20 protein-coding genes are annotated in these 18,170 nt (G+C 59.4%); 10 read left to right on the top strand and 10 right to left on the bottom strand.

The genetic code is table 11. The features are described 5' to 3' along the window. The first annotated feature begins 29 nt into the window (after nucleotides 1-29). The 4 genes from AC2LD7_RS02455 (at nucleotide 30) to AC2LD7_RS02470 (ending at nucleotide 2,827) form a co-directional block, all read left to right on the top strand. Nucleotides 30-362, top strand: coding sequence for a hypothetical protein (locus AC2LD7_RS02455; protein WP_484596273.1), 333 nt, complete (start codon nucleotides 30-32; stop codon nucleotides 360-362). A 23-nt stretch (nucleotides 363-385) separates the two neighbouring features. Continuing rightward, nucleotides 386-610 (top strand): hypothetical protein, encoded by a 225-nt coding sequence (locus AC2LD7_RS02460; RefSeq protein ID WP_484596274.1) that lies wholly within the window; start codon nucleotides 386-388, stop codon nucleotides 608-610. Between the two features lie 115 nt (nucleotides 611-725). Further along, entirely contained in the window at nucleotides 726-1,724 is a 999-nt protein-coding gene (locus AC2LD7_RS02465) for a glycosyltransferase (protein WP_484596275.1), read from the top strand. Nucleotides 1,725-1,756: 32 nt separating this feature from the next. Further along, the gene (locus tag AC2LD7_RS02470) at nucleotides 1,757-2,827 is read left to right on the top strand and encodes an acyltransferase family protein (protein ID WP_484596276.1); all 1,071 of its coding nucleotides are present in this window, start codon (nucleotides 1,757-1,759) and stop codon (nucleotides 2,825-2,827) included. A gap of 26 nt (nucleotides 2,828-2,853) precedes the next feature. On the opposite strand, the gene AC2LD7_RS02475 is transcribed toward AC2LD7_RS02470, so the two are convergent. Together AC2LD7_RS02475 and AC2LD7_RS02480 are read right to left on the bottom strand one after the other, a co-directional pair. Then, nucleotides 2,854-3,264 carry a response regulator gene (locus AC2LD7_RS02475; protein WP_484596277.1) on the bottom strand — a complete coding sequence of 137 codons (411 nt, stop codon included), beginning with the start codon at nucleotides 3,262-3,264 and terminating at the stop codon, nucleotides 2,854-2,856. Then, on the bottom strand, nucleotides 3,257-4,735 hold the full coding sequence (locus AC2LD7_RS02480; RefSeq protein WP_484596278.1) for an RAD55 family ATPase: 1,479 nt from the start codon (nucleotides 4,733-4,735) through the stop codon (nucleotides 3,257-3,259). The genes AC2LD7_RS02475 and AC2LD7_RS02480 overlap by 8 nt, the downstream gene beginning before the upstream one ends. A 289-nt stretch (nucleotides 4,736-5,024) precedes the next feature. On the opposite strand from AC2LD7_RS02480, the gene AC2LD7_RS02485 reads away from it, so the two are divergent. The 4 genes from AC2LD7_RS02485 to AC2LD7_RS02500 all read left to right on the top strand — a co-directional run bounded on the left by AC2LD7_RS02485 (nucleotide 5,025) and on the right by AC2LD7_RS02500 (nucleotide 9,725). Beyond that, nucleotides 5,025-6,629, top strand: coding sequence for a sensor domain-containing diguanylate cyclase (locus AC2LD7_RS02485; protein ID WP_484596279.1), 1,605 nt, complete (start codon nucleotides 5,025-5,027; stop codon nucleotides 6,627-6,629). A 110-nt stretch (nucleotides 6,630-6,739) separates the two neighbouring features. After that, the gene (rimO, locus tag AC2LD7_RS02490; protein ID WP_484596280.1) at nucleotides 6,740-8,062 is read left to right on the top strand and encodes a 30S ribosomal protein S12 methylthiotransferase RimO; all 1,323 of its coding nucleotides are present in this window, start codon (nucleotides 6,740-6,742) and stop codon (nucleotides 8,060-8,062) included. Between the two features lie 275 nt (nucleotides 8,063-8,337). Beyond that, complete coding sequence (gene tsaA / locus AC2LD7_RS02495) at nucleotides 8,338-9,036, top strand: tRNA (N6-threonylcarbamoyladenosine(37)-N6)-methyltransferase TrmO (RefSeq protein WP_484596281.1); 699 nt, start codon at nucleotides 8,338-8,340, stop codon at nucleotides 9,034-9,036. 89 nt (nucleotides 9,037-9,125) lie between these two features. After that, on the top strand, nucleotides 9,126-9,725 hold the full coding sequence (locus AC2LD7_RS02500; RefSeq protein ID WP_484596282.1) for a DJ-1/PfpI family protein: 600 nt from the start codon (nucleotides 9,126-9,128) through the stop codon (nucleotides 9,723-9,725). 37 nt (nucleotides 9,726-9,762) lie between these two features. Here the strand turns inward: AC2LD7_RS02500 and AC2LD7_RS02505 are convergent, their stop codons facing one another. The 8 genes from AC2LD7_RS02505 to AC2LD7_RS02540 form a co-directional block, all read right to left on the bottom strand. Further along, entirely contained in the window at nucleotides 9,763-12,300 is a 2,538-nt protein-coding gene (locus tag AC2LD7_RS02505; protein ID WP_484596283.1) for a penicillin acylase family protein, read from the bottom strand. 71 nt (nucleotides 12,301-12,371) lie between these two features. Then, nucleotides 12,372-12,836 (bottom strand): DUF2489 domain-containing protein, encoded by a 465-nt coding sequence (locus AC2LD7_RS02510; protein WP_484596284.1) that lies wholly within the window; start codon nucleotides 12,834-12,836, stop codon nucleotides 12,372-12,374. 7 nt (nucleotides 12,837-12,843) lie between these two features. Continuing rightward, the gene (locus tag AC2LD7_RS02515; protein WP_484596285.1) at nucleotides 12,844-13,029 is read right to left on the bottom strand and encodes an SEC-C metal-binding domain-containing protein; all 186 of its coding nucleotides are present in this window, start codon (nucleotides 13,027-13,029) and stop codon (nucleotides 12,844-12,846) included. 8 nt (nucleotides 13,030-13,037) lie between these two features. Beyond that, entirely contained in the window at nucleotides 13,038-13,535 is a 498-nt protein-coding gene (locus tag AC2LD7_RS02520; RefSeq protein ID WP_484596286.1) for an LEA/WHy family protein, read from the bottom strand. 178 nt (nucleotides 13,536-13,713) lie between these two features. Beyond that, nucleotides 13,714-14,451: an S-methyl-5'-thioinosine phosphorylase gene (locus AC2LD7_RS02525; RefSeq protein ID WP_484596287.1), complete on the bottom strand. Its 738-nt coding sequence runs from the start codon at nucleotides 14,449-14,451 to the stop codon at nucleotides 13,714-13,716. Nucleotides 14,452-14,464: 13 nt separating this feature from the next. Then, nucleotides 14,465-15,463: a beta-N-acetylhexosaminidase gene (gene nagZ, locus AC2LD7_RS02530; protein WP_484596288.1), complete on the bottom strand. Its 999-nt coding sequence runs from the start codon at nucleotides 15,461-15,463 to the stop codon at nucleotides 14,465-14,467. Between the two features lie 16 nt (nucleotides 15,464-15,479). Continuing rightward, on the bottom strand, nucleotides 15,480-16,004 hold the full coding sequence (locus tag AC2LD7_RS02535; protein ID WP_484596289.1) for a L,D-transpeptidase family protein: 525 nt from the start codon (nucleotides 16,002-16,004) through the stop codon (nucleotides 15,480-15,482). Between the two features lie 39 nt (nucleotides 16,005-16,043). Beyond that, nucleotides 16,044-16,751, bottom strand: a complete 708-nt coding sequence (locus AC2LD7_RS02540; protein ID WP_484596290.1) for a TetR/AcrR family transcriptional regulator — start codon at nucleotides 16,749-16,751, stop codon at nucleotides 16,044-16,046. A gap of 198 nt (nucleotides 16,752-16,949) precedes the next feature. On the opposite strand from AC2LD7_RS02540, the gene lexA reads away from it, so the two are divergent. Beyond that, on the top strand, nucleotides 16,950-17,558 hold the full coding sequence (lexA, locus tag AC2LD7_RS02545; protein WP_484596291.1) for a transcriptional repressor LexA: 609 nt from the start codon (nucleotides 16,950-16,952) through the stop codon (nucleotides 17,556-17,558). A 98-nt stretch (nucleotides 17,559-17,656) separates the two neighbouring features. Then, entirely contained in the window at nucleotides 17,657-18,139 is a 483-nt protein-coding gene (gene sulA, locus AC2LD7_RS02550) for an SOS-induced cell division inhibitor SulA (RefSeq protein ID WP_484596292.1), read from the top strand. Nucleotides 18,140-18,170: the final 31 nt, after the last annotated feature.

Here is an 18,170-nt window from a genome sequence, read left to right on the forward strand (position 1 = left end):
GGACTCTATTCAATTGCGAGGTTTCAAGGATGAACACAGCCGTCACAACTCAACATTTCCAAACCACCTGCGCGCTGAGCATCGCCCTGCTGATCAGCGGGACCACGAGTGCCAACCAAGGATCCGAGCAACCCGGCGGCGAGGTGTATCGCCAGGGTTATGAAAGCTTTGCGGTGGACATACCCAGCTGTGCCAACAACCGGGACCCCCGAATCATCATCTTCGATAGCATTCGCCAGGCTGCAACGCCCTGCGGCGACGCCAGCAAGTCCATGACGATCACACCGCCCGTGCGCTTGGCGCGACCGCTTTCGGGCCGCCAGTACATTCGGTCTGGCGACAGCATCCGTTACTCGTTCTGAACCTAGCGATCTTCGGAGGCACCATGAACAATGCAGACAAAGACAGGCAATCGCTGGTTTTTGCCGATGGCTATTCCTACACCGAAATATTCCAGGCGTCCGAGACGCCGGAAATGCCGAGCAGCGATCAACTGATCCGCGTGTTCCACGCCTTTTTCACCAACGATCGCAACACCGACATTCTCGAAACCACCCCGACCGAAGCGGTGCCCGCCGAAGCGATCGAGCTAGCCGCCAAGAACGTCTGACCGCCCAGCAAACCCGCAATACGCCCCACGTTTCCTCCTGCAGCCCGGCAAACGCTTCGTCAGATGAGTTCCTACTGACGCGGCGACCATGCCCACGATTACACCGAGACAATTCATGACTCCGAAAACCACCGTGGTGACCGTGACCTATGGCGATCGGCTGGCCTACCTGCAGCTACTGATCGAGCGCGCATTGGCTTTTACCGAAATCAGCGAGGTGATTGTGGTGAGCAATGCCGCACTCGCGCCGCTGGAGCAACTGCTGGAGCGTTGGCCGGAGCAGGTGAAGCTGATTCAGCTGCAGCACAATACCGGCTCGGCCAATGGTTACGCCGTGGCGATCGAGGCAGCGCTGGCAGACGGGGCCGATTACATCTGGATGATGGACGACGACAACGCTCCTACTGCAGCAGCGGTGTCGATCCTGCATCGTGAACTCGAGCGCCTCAGTGGTTTGCTTGGTTTAGATCGCGTAGCGGTGCTGGGCTATCGCGCGACGCAGCAGGCGGACATCGCCCAGGGTGTGCCGACCCGCTACATTCTCCAGCCGCGCTCCAGCTACTTCGGTTTTCATATCGCCCAATTGCCTTACAAACTCTGGCGCCGCCTGCCCTGGATCAAGCGACCCGGTAAGCGGCCGGCGAGTATCAGCCTGCCTTTCGCCCCCTATGGCGGCATGCTGGCGCACCGCAGCCTGTACCAGCGCATCGGCGTGCCTTTGAAGGAACTGGTGCTTTACGTCGATGACACCGAATACACGCGCCGCATCACCGCCGGCGGTGGTCGGTTGTTCCTGTTCACCGACGCGGTGATCGACGAACTCGAGCAATCCTGGAATATCAAGGAACACACGCGGAACATCTACGAGACCTTCCTGCTCGGCAATTCGGATTTTCGCGCCTACTACGCTGCGCGCAATCAGGCCTGGTTCGACAAGAACATCTGGGCCGCTTCGCCCCGGCTGCATCGCCTCAACCGCGCGATATTTCTCACCCTGCTGCGCCTGGTCGCGAGACTTCGCAATACCCGTGAGCGCCTGACGCTCATTGAGCAGGCCATCCATGACGGCGAAAACGGTGCCTTAGGCATGAGCAAGACCTTCCCGTTGCGTTGACCAGCCGTAGCGTTGGCACAGAGGACATTGTTATGGGCATCACAGCGGTTCAGCGAGAAGGAAACAACTTCGACTTCTTGCGTTTTTTTGCCGCATCGGCCGTGGTCATCGGTCACTGCTACTGGCTGTCTGGAATTGGCCATGCCGAGCCGGTGCGGCTGTTCACCGGATCGATGGATACCGCGGATGTCGCCGTGAACCTGTTTTTCGTAATGAGCGGCTTTCTGATCGCCGCATCATGGATCAACAGCCGCAGCGCGCTGGATTTCGCCGTCAAACGGGCACTGCGGATCTTTCCGGCGCTATGCGTATCGGTACTGCTCACCGTGCTGGTTGTCGGCCCGTTGGCGACCGGATTGTCACTGACGGAATATCTGCTCAACAGCCAAACGATGCGCTATCTGTCGAACATGGCACTGGTGACGCAATTTCATCTGCCGGGCGTGTTTGCCGACAATCCGTTCCCGAACACGGTCAACGGATCGGTCTGGACATTGCCCTACGAAGTGCTGATGTACGCCTCGTTGATGCTGATGGGCTTGCTCAAGCTGTTCGGACGAATTGCCGTATTGGCGGTGCCCATAGCGCTCATATTGGTCCATTTCCATCTGGCGCCGAACTTGGGGCTGGAAAATGACATCCTGCGCAAATCCACCCGGCTGGGCATGTTCTTTTTCTTCGGATCGGCGCTGTATCTGTATCGCAAAATCCTTCCCTGGAACTGGAAGGTCGCGCTGACGTTGCTGGTGTTGTCGCTGCTCAGTGCTAAAACTGAGCTATGGCTGTATTTCCATGTGCTGACGCTGCCCTACCTCACTATCTATCTGGCACACCTGAAAATTCCGCGGCTCTCTGGGTTCGGCAAATACGGCGATTTTTCTTACGGCATCTATATCTTCAGCTTTCCGATTCAACAGCTGTTGATGCACTGGTTCAGCCCGCACCTATCGCTACCCGCGTTCATGGCGATCAGCTTGTCGGCCAGCATCGCCATCGCAGCGCTGTCCTGGCATTTGATCGAGTCGCCGGCATTGCGCCTTAAGCGTTATCTACCCGGTAGTCGCGAGCGTGTTAGAGGCGAGGACCTCAGCCCTGCTCCCTGACAAGCCGTTCGGCATGACAGCTCGCCCTATTTGTCGTGAGAGCCCGAGGCGGCATCGCCATCAACAAGACGTCGAATGGTTGTCACCAGCACATCGAGCCCCGTGCCTTTGGGCAGAAACTGATCGACGAGGTCGCGTCCGGGGATTTGCTGAGGCAGCGCGGCGCTCATCATTAGAATGGGAACGTCGTCGAAAGTCGGGTTTCTGCGGATCGTTCGAACCATTTCGAAACCGTTGAGCTCCGGCATCATGTAATCGGTAATGATCAAAGCTGGCTTCTCCTGCTCAAGCTTAGCCAGACCCTGCGACCCATTCGCCGCCTCGGTAACCCGGTAGCCTTCGCCTTCCAGGATCATCACCATCAGTTTGCTAAGCCCGAGCTCATCCTCGACTAGCAGCACAAGCGGCGCCAGCCCGTCCCGGCCTTCTTCAGACATCCTTGCCCCCCGACGTAGGCTGACGGTGCGGTCGCCCCGCCACTACTCCCTCCGTACGTTTCATACGTTCACCGAGCATGAATCCTTCCGCACCCAGGGTGAACTCATAGACATAGGGATCAAAATCGCTCTCACGCATCTTCAGAATCGCCAGGGTCCGATAGAGCCGCGATTCGAGTTCGGCGTATCTCAACAGCACAATATTTTCTGCAATCGCCGACACCGCGGCGAACCGCAAGCCATTTTCCCCTCCGACGATTTCTGCCAATTCTGCGGTGAATACCGTGGTGACACCCTCGCAACGAAGGATGGCAGTCAGCGTGCTGAAGAATCGACCAAGCTGCTGAGTATTGATGGCCGTCTGCTTGAACGCATCGACGCCATCTATGAACAAGCGCCTGACGCCCCGACGCCGGACCGCGTTGAGCATTTCTTCTGCCAGTTGGTCCTGCAACAACTCGGTCGGCGTGTGGTGAATAACCTCCACAACGCCGCTGTCGATCATCGCCCCCAAGTTCAGGCCCAGCGCGCTGGCGCGACGTCGCAGACGATGCGCATCTTCATAGAAACCGAAGATCAAGCCTGGCTCCGCTTCACTGCTCTGGCAGATGAAGCTAAGGCCCAACGTGGTTTTACCTACGCCCGTCGGGCCGACCAGCAGTGTTGTCGACGAGAAAGGAATACCGCCTTGGATAATGTGGTTCAGGCCACTGACACCGGTGCTGAGCCGCTGATCACGCATCGGCGCGGATTCCAGCTCGCCGGTAACCGCCTCGAGTCGCGGAAATACCCGGAAGCCCGCGCCGGTAATAGAGGTCATGTGCCGGCCGGAAATGAAATCGCTCCCGCGGAACTTGCGCACCTGCAGATAGCGAAAGGTCCGAAACTGGTCCTCGTCGCTGCCCAGGTGCAACCAGCCGTCGACCATGGTGAATTCCGGGCAGCCAGAATCACGCTTACTATTGGTCAGCAGCAATATCGTGCAGCCGACGACATCGGCGTAAATCGACAAATCGTTGATGAATTCTCGAAACACCCGTTCCGACTCGGCGTTTTCTTCCAGCGCGAACAAACCATCGATGACGATGAGCGATGCCTGTTGGCGCTTCCCGTTGCGCGTCAGGTATCGAAGGATGCCTTCCAGGCCATCCGTGCGAAGGATATCGAAGGCGCTCTCGTAGACCACGGATGTGCCCGCATACTGGTTATCCATGAACGCCATATTCTGCAAATGGCGCAGCAAGCGATGGTGAGTCTCAGCCAGCAGCGTCACATACAGCGAGCGCTCTCCACGAGCCGCCCAGCTGTAGCAGATCTGGTTGGCCAGAATCGTCTTGCCCTCGCCTGGCCCGCCCTGAACGATGTACACCGCCCGCGGCAACAGACCGCCCTTGAGCACAGCATCCAGTCCCGGTACGCCGGTAGGAACATGGGCCGGTCCCGTTTGCGAGGAGGTATAGGTATCGGTCACAGCGGCCATCCGTTCAAGTCAGTGCGCGCATACTAGCAAAAGGGTCTGCGCTATTCGTTGCTTTGCCTATACGTTGGTCACCGTCCGCGGAAGGGCGTTCAGGGCACATGCAGCGGAGGGTTCAGCTCACCGATTCCAGGCCTTTTGCCTGTTTCCCTTTCGTCGCGCCAGGCTAAAACTAGCCCTTGCTAGAGCGTCCCGTTGCACCAACTATCGTTTGAACTGGAGCCAGGCGGTTAAACGACCTACCATGCGCGGCGAATTCATGCCTAAATAACAACCAGAATTTATGCCATTTGCTCCTCTGCTTCGCGTGGACCTGCGGCGGCTGATTGTGCTGCTGGCGATACTCAGCGGGTTGATCACGCTGGGCATCAGCTTTTATGCAAGCTATCAGGTACAGCGCGAATCGCTGATCGACAGCACGCTCCAGGCCAATCGTGCCTACGCGGCGAAGCTCGCTGACATTACTGATCGATTCTTCCGGTCGGCTCAACAACAACTGGCCTTCAGCGCAGCGGTTATCGCTGAACGATTCGACAACGATGCCGCGTTGCGCGCCGAGACCAGACGCCTGCGATTGCAGACGGATAGTTTCAACTCGATCGTTATAACCAGCGCACAAGGCGTTGTACGGGCAACCTCGCCCAATGCAAGTCAATTGCTCGGCCAGAAGCTCGATACGCCAGGAGCACTCGAAGCACTTCACGAGCGTCGGGCAGCGATCAGCAAGCCCTATATTGCAGCGACCGGCAAGCTGGTAGTGGTGATATCGCAGCCGATCTTCAACGAGAACGGCAGTTACTTGGGTTATGTCGGCGGTACCATTTACCTTACGGAAGAAAGCATTCTCAACAGCCTGCTCGGTGCGCACTACTACCAGGATGGTTCCTACCTGTACGCGGTAGACCAGAACCGGAGGCTGCTCTATCACCCGGACCCCAAACGGCTCGGCACCGTGGTGGCCGACAACGAAGTCATTGACCGTGTAATCGACGGCGAGTCGGGCAGCCAACGCGTGATCAACAGCCAGGGCCGCGACATGTTGGCCGGTTTCGCAGCCCTGCCAACAGCCGGTTGGGGCATCATTGCGCAACGTCCCACGGCAGCGACCCTGCACCCACTCGACGGCCTGATGCTAAAGGTCCTGCGCCAGACCGCTCCTCTCGCGCTGCTGACATTTCTTGGCGTATGGTGGCTTTCAGGATTGGTCTCTCGACCACTCTGGCAGCTGGCAAAAAGCGCAAGCGAGATGGACGCAGCCAACAGCGCCGAACGAATCCAGCACATCCGCTCCTGGTATTTCGAGGCCGCGCAACTCAAACGTGCCATGCAGCTGGGCATCAGCCTGTTGCACCAGCGCATAGGCAAACTCAATCTCGATGCTCAGACCGATCCATTGACCGGCCTGCATAACCGGCGCGGCCTCACGCTTGCCCTGGATACCCTGCGCGCCGAAGGCCGTTCATTCGCCGTCGTCGCCCTGGATATCGATCACTTCAAACGCATCAACGACAGTCACGGCCACGACGCGGGGGATCAGGTCATTCGACACCTGGCACAGCTTATGAGCGCCTGCTCGCGGGGGGCCGATACACTATGCCGAAGTGGCGGCGAGGAGTTTTTGATGCTATTGCCGGACACCAATCTCGAATCGGCGGTGCTGGTTGCCGAGCGGCTGCGTCAGTGCGTCGAACAGGATGAAATTTCGCAGGTGGGCCGCCTCACCATTTCACTGGGTATCGCGCTCTGGCCAATGCACGCCGACAGCATCGAGGGCGTCCTCAAGCTTGCCGATAGCGCTCTGTACAAAGCCAAGCAGCAGGGCCGCAATCGCTCGCAAATCGCTGATTTGGATCAGTACATGTCGGAGGATTCCCCGCACAGCGGCTAAACCACTTTGCCCTCGTCCATGTTGAGTACCGCCTGGCATCCGAAATCCGAAAGAAACATAAATAGCTGTATACTCGCGCGCCTTTTTACGTGGTGTCCTGAGGTTACGCGATGAGCAAAGCACCTACCGTCGGATTTGTTTCACTAGGATGTCCCAAGGCAACGGTGGACTCCGAACGCATCCTGACTCAGCTGCGCATGGAGGGCTATCAGATCGTGCCCACCTATCAGGATGCCGATGTGGTGGTGGTCAACACCTGTGGCTTCATCGATAGCGCCAAAGCCGAGTCGCTGGATGCCATCGGTGAAGCCATCGCCGAGAACGGCAAGGTGATCGTCACCGGCTGCATGGGCGTGGCCGAGGACAGCATTCGCAATGTGCACCCCAGCGTGCTGGCGGTCACCGGTCCACAGCAGTACGAACAGGTGGTCAATGCGGTACATGAAGTGGTGCCACCGAACATCGATCACGATCCCTTCGTCGATCTGGTTCCGCCGCAAGGCATCAAGCTGACCCCACGCCATTACGCATACCTGAAGATTTCCGAAGGCTGCAACCACACCTGCAGTTTCTGCATCATCCCGTCCATGCGCGGCAAGCTGGTCAGCCGTCCGGTGGGCGACGTGCTCAGCGAAGCCGAGCGTCTGGTCAAGGCTGGCGTCAAGGAAATCCTGGTGATATCCCAGGACACCAGCGCGTATGGCGTCGACGTGAAGTACAAGACCGATTTCTGGAACGGCCAGCCGGTCAAAACGCGCATGCTGGAGCTTTGCCAGGCGCTGTCGAGCATGGGCGTGTGGGTGCGCCTGCACTACGTCTACCCGTACCCAAATGTCGATGACGTGATTCCGCTCATGGCGGAGGGCAAGCTGCTGCCCTATCTCGATATCCCGTTCCAGCATGCCAGCCCGAAAGTGCTCAAGGCCATGAAGCGCCCTGCCTTCGAGGACAAGACCTTGGCGCGCATTAAAAAGTGGCGCGAAATCTGTCCGCAGTTGACCATCCGTTCGACCTTTATCGTGGGCTTCCCAGGCGAGACGGAAGATGACTTCCAATATCTATTGGACTGGCTCACCGAAGCGCAGCTGGACCGCGTTGGCTGCTTTCAGTATTCCCCCGTCGAAGGTGCGCCGGCCGAAGAGTTGGATCTGGAGCCAGTACCCGACGATATCAAGCAGGACCGCTGGGATCGTTTCATGGCGCATCAGCAAGCCATCAGCGCTGCTCGTCTGGAGCGCAAAATCGGCCAGGAAATCGAAGTACTGATCGATGAGGTCGATGAAGACGGCGCGATCGGACGCTCCTACGCCGATGCGCCGGAAATCGACGGCATGGTCTACATCGACAGCGACCGTTCACTGCAGCCGGGTGACAAGGTCCGCGTTCGGGTAACCAATGCCGACGAGTACGATCTCTGGGCCGAGACGATTTGATCCAAGCCGTCTGACAACCATCAAAGGCCTGCACAGCTAGCGGGCCCTGTTGCTGACGGCACGCGGCCATGCTGTCGGCGCGGCTGGATTGACCTGCCATGCCTCGCCGGTCGGGCTTCGACTTTCGCCGGGGTGACGCCGGGCCAGTTTCAGCCCAGACCGATTTGCTGCGCTCGTACTGCGCATTCACTGACGCGCGTTGCGATGGGTCCAAAACGTACCGCCACCGCAACAGGTAAGATGGCCACCCCAGCTCTTTCCTAGCAGCCAATAGCATGTCTTATTCCGTTTCACCCATTGGCTTCGTCCACTCCTGTTTCAAGGAAAAATTCGCGATTCCGCGACAACCCCAACTAGCGCCCGCAGCACGTGGTGTGCTCGAACTGGTTCCGCCCTTCGATCAGGCCCACGCGTTGGAGGGCCTTGAGCAGGTCAGCCATGTCTGGCTGCTGTTTCTCTTCCATCAGTCGCTGGAAGCCGAGCCACGCTTGCGGGTACGCCCGCCGCGGCTGGGTGGCAACCGTATGGTTGGCGTATTCGCGACGCGCGCGACTCACCGGCCCAACGGCATTGGGCAATCAGTGGTCAGACTCGAGCGGATCGAGCCTGGCCGTTTGCATCTGTCGGGGATAGATCTGCTGGACGGCACGCCAGTGCTGGATATCAAGCCTTACGTTCCTTATGCCGACGCCATCGCAGGGGCGCGCAATGATCTGGCTACCGCCGCGCCAGCACCAATCGCCGTGCATTGGACCGCGGCAAGCCTGGAACAGGCCTCCAGCGAAGCGCTGCGGCTTGGCGAGCCGCTGGTAGAACTGATCGAACAATGTCTGGCGCAGGATCCACGTCCGGCCTATCAGTTACCGACGCCGGAACGGCGTTACGGCACTCGGTTATGGGATGTCGAGGTACGCTGGCACTATCCTGACCTACACTCCATCACGATACTGGAAGTGCTGCGAACGGCAAGCTAGCCTACCTGGGCCGGTTATCGAGCGACCTTCCGGCCCAGCACGCGAACCGCTGGCTCGCCATACACCGCAACAGGAGCACTGGTAGCTGCATGCCCACATCCGTCGGTATCTACCTTTACCCCGACGTCGAGGTCCTCGACTTCGCCGGCCCCTACGAGGTATTTACCACCGCCACGCGGGTTGCCCTGCGTGAGGGCAACCCGCCGCCCTTTTCCAGCTTCACCATCGCCGCACGCAAGGGATTGGTCCGCGCCAGGGCCGGTCTGGTCGTGCAACCCAACTTCAACTTCGCCAATCACCCACCGATTGACCTGCTGATTATTCCCGGCGGTGTGGTTACAGCCGAACTGGAGAACCTGGAGGTGGTGCGCTGGATCGAGAAGATTGCCGCTCAGGCCGGGCTAACCGCTTCGGTATGCACCGGCGCGTTCCTTCTCGCCAAAGCCAATGTGCTGTACGCCCATAAGGCGACTACACACTGGGAAGACATCGCCGAGCTGAAGGCGATGTTCCCGCTGCTTAAGGTGGTCGAGAACTGCCGCTGGGTGGATACCGGACGCTACGTGACCTCTGCCGGCATCTCGGCCGGCATTGACATGAGCCTGCACTTGGTCGAGCGAATCGCCGGCCGCGAACTGGCCGAGGCCACTGCCCGGCAGCTGGATTTCGACTGGCGCGAGAATCACTGACAGTAAGCCGGCCTGGCATTGGCCGGCTTGGTGCGACTTACTGGCGCGCCGGAGTGAGCAGCAACCGCTGGTTACCGTAGACCTTGTCCAGATTTTCCGGCTTGAACGGAAAACTCATGTACTGCCCCTTCAGCCAAGCCTCGATGCCATCGGCGTAGTGTGGGCTGGCCGGGTTGCCGGACTGACCGGAGCTGTTGAGCCCGATCATCGGCTCGTCGCGACCGAAATCTACGATGATGCGCATGGCTGGGATCAGCCAGGTATCGAAACTGTCACCCCAACGGTAGGCAGAGACGTTCAGCGTGCTGTGATCACCACCCGCTGCGAACGGTCCGCGGTCCAGATAGCCGCTGATGGCATTGATTCCGCTACGCTGGCTGGCGGGCATGTAAGGGGCCAACTGGGTAGTACCCGTCCGCCAGGTATAGGTGTGCAGCTTGCCCCAGCGCCAGGCGTTGCGATCCGGCCCCTGCGCCGTCTCCATGCGACTGATCGCCGCCGCCAGGGAGCGCGCCAGGATGGCGGGTTTGTCTTCCTGCTGAGGCGTGCTCAGGTCGTTCCAATAAGGACTGTCCTCGCGTCCGAGCAGATGATCCGCCTGCGCCGAGTAGGACGCGTTTGCTGTCTCTACCAGCGCTTCCCACGCGGAGCTGGTTTCCGGTCCCAACTCGTCGAGGAAGATCTGCCGTGCCGACTCCATCAAGAAAGTCTCGTATAGCGCAGCGTCAGCGGAATCTGCGGCGAGCTTGCCATCGAAGCTCAACAGACGAGACAACGCCTCGCGCGCCTTGCTTCGTGCAGGTTCGGCGAGCGCATCGATGGCGACCTTGAGCGGCTCCGCCATTCCCGGTGCGCGAAACATATTTTGCAGCTTGGCAGCGAATGTTGTCGTCTGATCGTATTGCATTGCGATCACGCTGCGGCTGTCCTGTTTGCCCTGCCCGAGCAGCTCGGCAATGCGCTCGGCGCGCTCAGGGTAATACCAGGAGTTGGACAGCTGCATGCCGTAGCCTTTGGGCACGGTGCGATGATTGGCCGTCGCGAGCCAGCCTTGCTGCGGATCCTGGTCATAGGGATGCAGCATCGGATCGGCGAAACCATCCCAGTCGTAACGACCATCCCAGCCGGGCGACGGAATCAGGCCGAGCCCTTCGCGACGATTGGGATAGCGTCCGGTTACCTGCCAGCCGGTACCCTGGGCATCGGCGAAAACGATATTGAGTGCCGCAGCGCGGATCTCACGAGTCGCCTCGAAGGCCTTGTCCAGCGACTGCGCGCGAATCAGGTCGAAAAACGCATCCAGCGACCGGTCGCCCTCGAATTGCGTCGTCTTCAGTGCGAGCCCATAACCGCTGCTCAGTTGCAGCGGCTGCAAGGGATGCTTGCGTTCGCCCAGCACACTGTTCAGCAGCGGGCCGTTGCGGGTCTCGTAGACCGTCTCGCGAATTGGGCGCTGACCCTTGATGAAAAACGTCTCGTGACGCTCGCGAGCCGGCACCCACTTGCCATCTGCAAGGTACAACAAGCGTCCGCCTTCGCGTCTTACCTGTTCCAGAAATAAGTCCTGGGTGTCGCCCATGACCATGGTCATGCCCCAGCCCAGCTTGCCATTGAAGCCAGCGATCACAGCGGGCACCCCTGCGATAGTCACACCGGCGGCCTGGAATTTCGGCGAGCGGATCTGCACGAAGTTCCAGTACGAGGGCATCGACAGCGGCAGATGCGTGTCGTTAGCCATCAGCGGCTTGCCGCTGCGGGTGTTGCTGCCCGATATAGCCCAGTTGTTCGACGCAGCGACACCAAGCATATTCAGCGAAGCAACCTCAGACGCGGCGTTGTCAAGGGCAGCAAGCCCTGGTATCTCACCACTCAACTTCAAGCCCGCGAGCTTGTCGGCCTCATCGAAGGGTAACGGCTCGTCAGGATAGGTCGGCAGTAGCCAAGCAAGCTTATCGCTACCCACTTTCTGCGCCATGACCAGCGATGCGATCTCTTCCTGCAGATTGACCGCAAGTCCGAAGTTCAGCAGGCAGAACACCAGCACTGAGTCTTCGGCTTTCCAGTATTCGGGGGTGTAATCCGCGGCGGCCAAATCCATCGGCAGCTTGTCGCGATGCCGGAACAAATAGGCATTGACGCCACGGGAGTAGACTTCGAAAAAACGCTTCATCCGCGGCGAGCTTTCCCGGTACAGCACCGCCGCACTCTGTCGAAGATTCACCGCACGCATGAAGCGATCGATCTCCAGCACACCGGGCCCGACCATCTCCGCCAGACGCCCTTCGGCCATGAGGCGCAATCCGACCATCTGGCTTAGACGGTCAGTAGCATGCACGTAACCTAGACCGAACAGCGCATCGTGAAAAGTGGCCGTCTCGATCAACGGCATTCCCAGCGGATTGCGCCGGATACTCACACTCTTGTCCAAACCGGTAATCGCCTGGACACCTTGCGCGGGCGGCAGGCTGTCGCTGTAACGATTATCCAGGTAGGCCTGACAGCCACTGAGGCCGCCAGCCGCCAATGCAGCGCCCAGAGTCAGACGAACCAGAACAAACGGCAGACGCAGAGACATCAACGGCTCCTTCGCGGGCGGGCAATAACAGAAATAGACAGGATAGAGGGTGCTGCGGTACGACGTTGCGCTCAGGCGGCTTCGCGATTTTTCGGCAAGGCCTCGTCGAGCAGCCAGCGAGCGGACCGGCGCGCCTCCGCTTTGTGTTGCAACTCAAGTGCACTGAAGCTGGCTTCGTGTCGGCGGCGCTCGGTCTTGTCCAATGCCTTCCAGGCGGAATGCCTCGGCACTTGTTCGGTCGCTTCGAAAAGCACCTGGAACACCTGGCAGCGAGGATCCTGCCCCAGGTTCGAGTCGTAGTTATCCAGCAGTACCTTGATCCGGATCGCGCCTTCGATCAGCGGCACCTGCTCATCGAGCAGGCTCCCGGCGAGCATCCGCAGGTCCCCCGCAAGCGCCGCATGCTGCTGCGCCTGCATTTCTGCAAGTTGTTGCTCCCTGCGCCAAACCTTGCGCCAGAGATTCACGGCGTATACGGCCAACGCCGCAATCAGCAGCAGGCCAACAAAAAGGAGCGCCATAGCGACGGACGTCATGAGCGGGTCAGGCTCCGTGGCACTTCTTGAATTTCTTTTGGCTGCCGCACGGGCAAGGGTCGTTGCGGCCGACATCCTTCAGCGGATTGCGAACCGGGTCATGGCTATGGTTGCAATGCGGGCCATGGACGTGGTGGTCGTGGTCGTGGTCGTGATTGCAATCGGGACCGTGTACGTGGGTTTCCTGGTTCATCTAGGTTGCTACTCTGGGATAAAGTTGCCGGGGATTATCTCGCCATTGGTGGAGATGTGCACGCCCCGACCGAGCAGCAAGCCCGTTTTCAGCTCACCATCCAGACGATAGGCAATTGGCCGGTCAGGCTTCTCCAAGAGTCGCACGATGTATTTCATGTGCCGCCAGAGGTTCGTATATACCGGCACTTCATAGTATTCGAAGCCATGACCGGGAACAGTCGCCCAGCCGCTGGATTCGCCGCTGGCCAGTTCGATATCGTTGAGGTGGACGGTGTAAATCAGCCCGCGAACCGGCAGGCTTTGCTCATTGGGATTGTCGATGCGAAAGCGCAGCATGAATTGCTGCTCGAGCAACCTGGCCTTAATGATTTCGACCTTAGTGAGCTGGACACGAGGATCCTGGAAATCGCCGCTGAACCAGGTCGAACAACCGGCAAGGCTGGACAGCAGGCCCAGCAAAACCACTGCTCTCGATATTCTTCTTATAGGTGCGTGGCAAAGCATTCCGGTACTCCATAGGACGGCCAAGTGTAGCAAGCGGCGGATTGGCTGCAATGGGTTGTTTTGGCGAAGCTAGCATGTCTCCGCTACGTCTTTGCTACCACCATTGCGGCGTACGGAACCATTGCGGCACTTGCCGACGCAGCCGTTCGCTCTTCTAGGAAGCCAACTGCCCGCCGGGCTAACCAGCGAGCGCGCGGGCTAGCACTGCCCGGGTCTTGAAGATCCCCTCCGCCAGTGCCGCCTCGATTTCCGCCATGGTAATGACGCCGGTGGTTTTGCCGGCAGCAGGATTGACGACTAGCGCCAGGCAGGCATAAGGCAGCTCTAGCTCTCGGGCGAGGACCGCCTCGGGCATCCCCGTCATACCCACGATATCGCAGCCATCTCGCTCCATCCTGGCGACTTCGGCAACCGTTTCCAACCTTGGTCCTTGGGTACAGCCGTAGATGCCATGACTGCTGAACAGATAGCCTTCGGCAGACAAACCAGCGATAAGGCGCTGACGTAGGGTTTCGTCGTAGGGGTAGCTGAAATCGACATGGGTGACATGCTCGATGTCGCCCTCGAAGAAGGTGTGCTCGCGCCCGTAGGTATAGTCGATGAGCTGATGCGGTACGCACAGATGGCCAGAACCCATCGCCGAATGAATGCCGCCGACCGCGTTCACCGCGATGATCGCCTGCGCTCCGGCCTTCTTCAGTGCCCATAAATTGGCGCGGTAGTTCACCTGATGCGGCGGGATGCGGTGCGGGTGTCCGTGACGGGCCAGAAACAACACATCTTTGCCGGCATACTCGCCGCGCAGGATGTCGGCCGACGGCGGACCGTATGGGGTTTCCATGTAAATGGCTTCACGCAGGGTAAAACCGGGCAACTCGGTCAGGCCGGTGCCGCCAATAATGGCGTGGACAGTCATCATGCTTCCTTGGTCAAACGATCAGTTCGGCTGCTTTGAGCGTGGCGATCGATGCGCGCCAGCGCGGATCCTGTTTGTATTCCAGCGAGCCTGCCGCACGGCTGCGCATCTTCGCCAGTGCCGGCGACGGTTGCACACCGAGACGCTGCAGCGCCGACAGGGCCAGCTCGGCAGCGCCACGGTCGTTGCACACCAACCCCATGTCGCAGCCTGCCGTCAGTGCCGCTTCGATGCGACTCGCGGCATCCCCTGCCACATGCGCACCGGCCATCGACAAGTCATCGCTGAAGATCACCCCGCGGAAGCCCAGCTCGTTGCGCAATATGTCCTGCAGCCAGCGTCGTGAAAAGCCGGCCGGCTTGTCGTCCACCTGCGGATAGATCACATGCGCAGGCATCACCGCGTCTAGCTCGCCCGCCAACTGCCGGAATGGGATCAGATCATGCGCGCGCAGCGCGTCCAGACCACGTTCGTCGACCGGAATCGCAACGTGAGAATCAGCCTCGGCCCAGCCATGACCAGGGAAGTGCTTGCCTGTGGTCGCCATCCCGGCGCTACGCATGCCCTTGATGAACGCCCCGGCAAGTTCGGTGGCCCGCTGCGGGTCGGCCTCGAACGCGCGGGTCCCGACTACTGCGCTGCGCTGATGATCCAGGTCGAGTACCGGCGCGAAGCTGAAATCCAGCCCGACCGCCAGCACTTCGGTCGCCATTACCCAGCCACAAGCTTCTGCCAACGCCAACGCATCGGCGTGCGAAGCGAAGTCGCGCATCGCTGGCAAGCGAACAAAATCGCGCCGCAGCCGTTGAACGCGCCCGCCTTCCTGATCGACAGCCAACAGAACATCGGGCCGCACGGCACGAATCGCGCAACACAACTCCTGCACCTGACGAGGATTTTCGATATTGCGAGCGAACAGAATCAGTCCGCCTACCTCCGGCTGGCGTAGCAACTGGCGATCCTCGGCAGTCAGCCAGGTGCCGGCGATGTCCAGCATCAATGAGCCTTGCATGATATTGAGCAAATCCTTAGTTCAGCGTTGCGCTCGACCAATCCGGACACGCTGCTTCGCCTATCTGAACGGCACAACCAGCCGGAACCAGCGGGAAAAGATCGAGCAAATCGGCATTGCGCAGCCTGATGCAACCGTGAGAAAGCGGTACGCCCATGGGTTCTACGTCAGGCGTGCCATGCAAATAGATGTAACGACGAAAGGTATCTACCTCGCCCATCCGGTTGTGTCCGGGCTCGCATCCGCTGAGCCAGAGGATTCGGGAAAGAATCCAGTCGCGCCCGGGAAACTGCTCGTCCAGGCCCGAATTCCAGACTTCACCGGTCCAGCGCCGGCCGCGCAAAACGGCCCCGGAGGGCAGCCCTTCACCAATGCGCGCACGGACTTGGTGGCGACCACGAGGCGTGCAGCCGGAACCGTTGCGCTCGCCAGCACCGTTAAGAGCGGTAGACACAGGCAGCCGAACGCGCAGCCTGCCATCGGAAAATCCGTAGAGCATCTGGTCGGCAATCGAGATATGAAGAAAATCGAGATCAGACATGGGCGGCTAGCTTAGCCGATCGATCCGCAGTCGTGCACCTCAACCCTTAGCGGGCATCGCCAGGGCGTTGCGCCGGGCGATGGGGTGGGCGTGGGCCAGACTCGAATCCACAACGCCGGAATCGGCGCGCATACCGGCAGCAAGAAATGGAATCATCATGCGCATGACCTGTTCGATGGAAGTCCTGGCACCGAAATCGTTCTCGGCAATGGCCCGCAGCGCCTTGATGCCCGACATGCTGAACGCCGCTGCACCGAGCATGAAATGCACGCGCCAGAACAACTCGATTGGCGGTATCGAAGGCGCCGCCTCGTGCACTCGGTGCATGTACCGGCGAAACACTTTGCCGTACATGTCCTCAAGATAACGGCGCAGGTGACCCTGGCTCTGACTGAATGACAAACCCAGCAGGCGCATGAAAATCGACAGATCGTCGCCACTGCGTGGCTTCACCGCAAGCGCCTGCTCGACCAGAATCTCCAGCAACTCTTCGAGACTGTCCTTCTTGTCGGGCTTAGCTTCCCGCTTGTCCAGCTCTCGCTCAAGGCTCACGCAGAACGGCCCGAGGAAACGAGAGAACACTGCCTGGATAAGCGCCTTTTTCGAACCGAAGTGGTAGTTCACTGCCGCCAGGTTGACCCCGGCCTTGCTGGTGATCAGGCGAAGCGAAGTTTCGGCGAAGCCTTTTTCAGCAAACAGCTGTTCCGCTGCATCAAGAATACGCTCCACTGTTTCCGACTGCGCCATGCCCCCTCCCCACTGACGAACACTTGTTTGAAACTTACGTTTCACTCACAGCCAAGTCAACCATGAAAGCGCCCGAGCGCCTAGCCGTCGCAACCAAAGCTTGCACCAAGCCAGCGCAGCCCTCAACCAAACAAAGATTGCCAAGCACAAGGCACTGTATATAATCCCAGTCACTGTATAAAAGAACAGAGACCGCTCATGATCAAGCTGACCCCTCGCCAGTCGGAAATCCTAGCTTTCATCAAACGCTGCCTGGAAGACAACGGCTACCCGCCGACTCGCGCGGAGATCGCTCAGCAGCTAGGGTTCAAATCTCCCAACGCCGCTGAAGAGCACCTTAAGGCGCTGGCCCGAAAAGGCGCTATCGAGATGACGCCCGGCGCCTCGCGCGGGATACGTATTCCCGGATTCGAACCTGCCGCCGAAGAGAGCGGTATACCCGTTATCGGCCGGGTCGCAGCCGGCGCGCCAATTCTTGCCCAGCAAAACGTCGAAGAGTCCTGCCAGATCAACCCGTCATTCTTCCACCCCAAGGCCGACTATCTGCTGCGCGTGCATGGCATGAGCATGAAGGACATCGGCATCCTCGATGGTGATTTGCTTGCCGTACATACCACGCGTGAGGCACGCAATGGTCAGGTCGTTGTGGCTAGGATTGACGATGAAGTAACGGTGAAGCGCTTCAAGCGCGAAGGCGACAAGGTCTGGCTGCTCGCTGAGAACCCCGAATTTGCCCCCATCGAAGTGGATCTCGAACAACAGGAACTGGTTATCGAAGGCTTGAGTGTCGGCGTGATTCGCCGCTAGCCGGCCGTTGAAAAACGTAGCCGAGATAGCGAGACGAGGCTGTTTTAACGACGTATTGGCAACGCAGGTAGTTTCAACAGCCTGCTGAGGAGAGGTTCATGCAGTATCAACCCCAACCCATCGCAGGCAAACCACCACAGCTTTCTTTATTCGAAGGGCTGATCGCTCATCGCTTGGCGCCGTTCGGGGAGGTGGCTTGCGTCACCCCGCAGCCTGCCGACGACTGCCTGAGCGAAATGACCTTGAGCGGCAGCAGTGGTCATTGCCGTCTGTTGCTCGCCCCCATTCTGCGCGAGCTTAGTGAGGCGACTGATACACGCTGGCTGACGTTGATCGCGCCGCCTGCATCATTGTCGCAAAGCTGGTTGCGGGAAACCGGGCTCAACCGCGACCGTATTCTGTTATTACAGTCCCGCGAGACCCAAGGCGCATTGGAATTGGCGTGCAAGGCACTGATGTCAGGTTGCAGCCATACGGTGATTACCTGGCTGGGGCGCCTCGACAGGGCCAGCCGGCTGAAACTGCACGCTGCGGCTGATCAGGGCAGCGCGCAAAGCCTGAACATACGTATGGGTAACTGAACCCTTTGATCTACCCGGCACAAGGAAGTGC

It is taken from the genome of Stutzerimonas sp. (assembly GCF_982611455.1).

Bases quoted from the DNA above. Each gene is read 5' to 3' on its own strand.
- AC2LD7_RS02455 (WP_484596273.1), top strand. From the start codon at position 30: ATGAACACAGCCGTCACAACTCAACATTTCCAAACCACCTGCGCGCTG.
- AC2LD7_RS02460 (WP_484596274.1), top strand. From the start codon at position 386: ATGAACAATGCAGACAAAGACAGGCAATCGCTGGTTTTTGCCGATGGC.
- AC2LD7_RS02465 (WP_484596275.1), top strand. From the start codon at position 726: ATGACTCCGAAAACCACCGTGGTGACCGTGACCTATGGCGATCGGCTG.
- AC2LD7_RS02470 (WP_484596276.1), top strand. From the start codon at position 1,757: ATGGGCATCACAGCGGTTCAGCGAGAAGGAAACAACTTCGACTTCTTG.
- AC2LD7_RS02475 (WP_484596277.1), bottom strand. From the start codon at position 3,264: ATGTCTGAAGAAGGCCGGGACGGGCTGGCGCCGCTTGTGCTGCTAGTC.
- AC2LD7_RS02485 (WP_484596279.1), top strand. From the start codon at position 5,025: ATGCCATTTGCTCCTCTGCTTCGCGTGGACCTGCGGCGGCTGATTGTG.
- rimO (WP_484596280.1), top strand. From the start codon at position 6,740: ATGAGCAAAGCACCTACCGTCGGATTTGTTTCACTAGGATGTCCCAAG.
- tsaA (WP_484596281.1), top strand. From the start codon at position 8,338: ATGTCTTATTCCGTTTCACCCATTGGCTTCGTCCACTCCTGTTTCAAG.
- AC2LD7_RS02500 (WP_484596282.1), top strand. From the start codon at position 9,126: ATGCCCACATCCGTCGGTATCTACCTTTACCCCGACGTCGAGGTCCTC.
- AC2LD7_RS02505 (WP_484596283.1), bottom strand. From the start codon at position 12,300: ATGTCTCTGCGTCTGCCGTTTGTTCTGGTTCGTCTGACTCTGGGCGCT.
- AC2LD7_RS02510 (WP_484596284.1), bottom strand. From the start codon at position 12,836: ATGACGTCCGTCGCTATGGCGCTCCTTTTTGTTGGCCTGCTGCTGATT.
- AC2LD7_RS02515 (WP_484596285.1), bottom strand. From the start codon at position 13,029: ATGAACCAGGAAACCCACGTACACGGTCCCGATTGCAATCACGACCAC.
- AC2LD7_RS02520 (WP_484596286.1), bottom strand. From the start codon at position 13,535: ATGCTTTGCCACGCACCTATAAGAAGAATATCGAGAGCAGTGGTTTTG.
- AC2LD7_RS02525 (WP_484596287.1), bottom strand. From the start codon at position 14,451: ATGACTGTCCACGCCATTATTGGCGGCACCGGCCTGACCGAGTTGCCC.
- nagZ (WP_484596288.1), bottom strand. From the start codon at position 15,463: ATGCAAGGCTCATTGATGCTGGACATCGCCGGCACCTGGCTGACTGCC.
- AC2LD7_RS02535 (WP_484596289.1), bottom strand. From the start codon at position 16,004: ATGTCTGATCTCGATTTTCTTCATATCTCGATTGCCGACCAGATGCTC.
- AC2LD7_RS02540 (WP_484596290.1), bottom strand. From the start codon at position 16,751: ATGGCGCAGTCGGAAACAGTGGAGCGTATTCTTGATGCAGCGGAACAG.
- lexA (WP_484596291.1), top strand. From the start codon at position 16,950: ATGATCAAGCTGACCCCTCGCCAGTCGGAAATCCTAGCTTTCATCAAA.
- sulA (WP_484596292.1), top strand. From the start codon at position 17,657: ATGCAGTATCAACCCCAACCCATCGCAGGCAAACCACCACAGCTTTCT.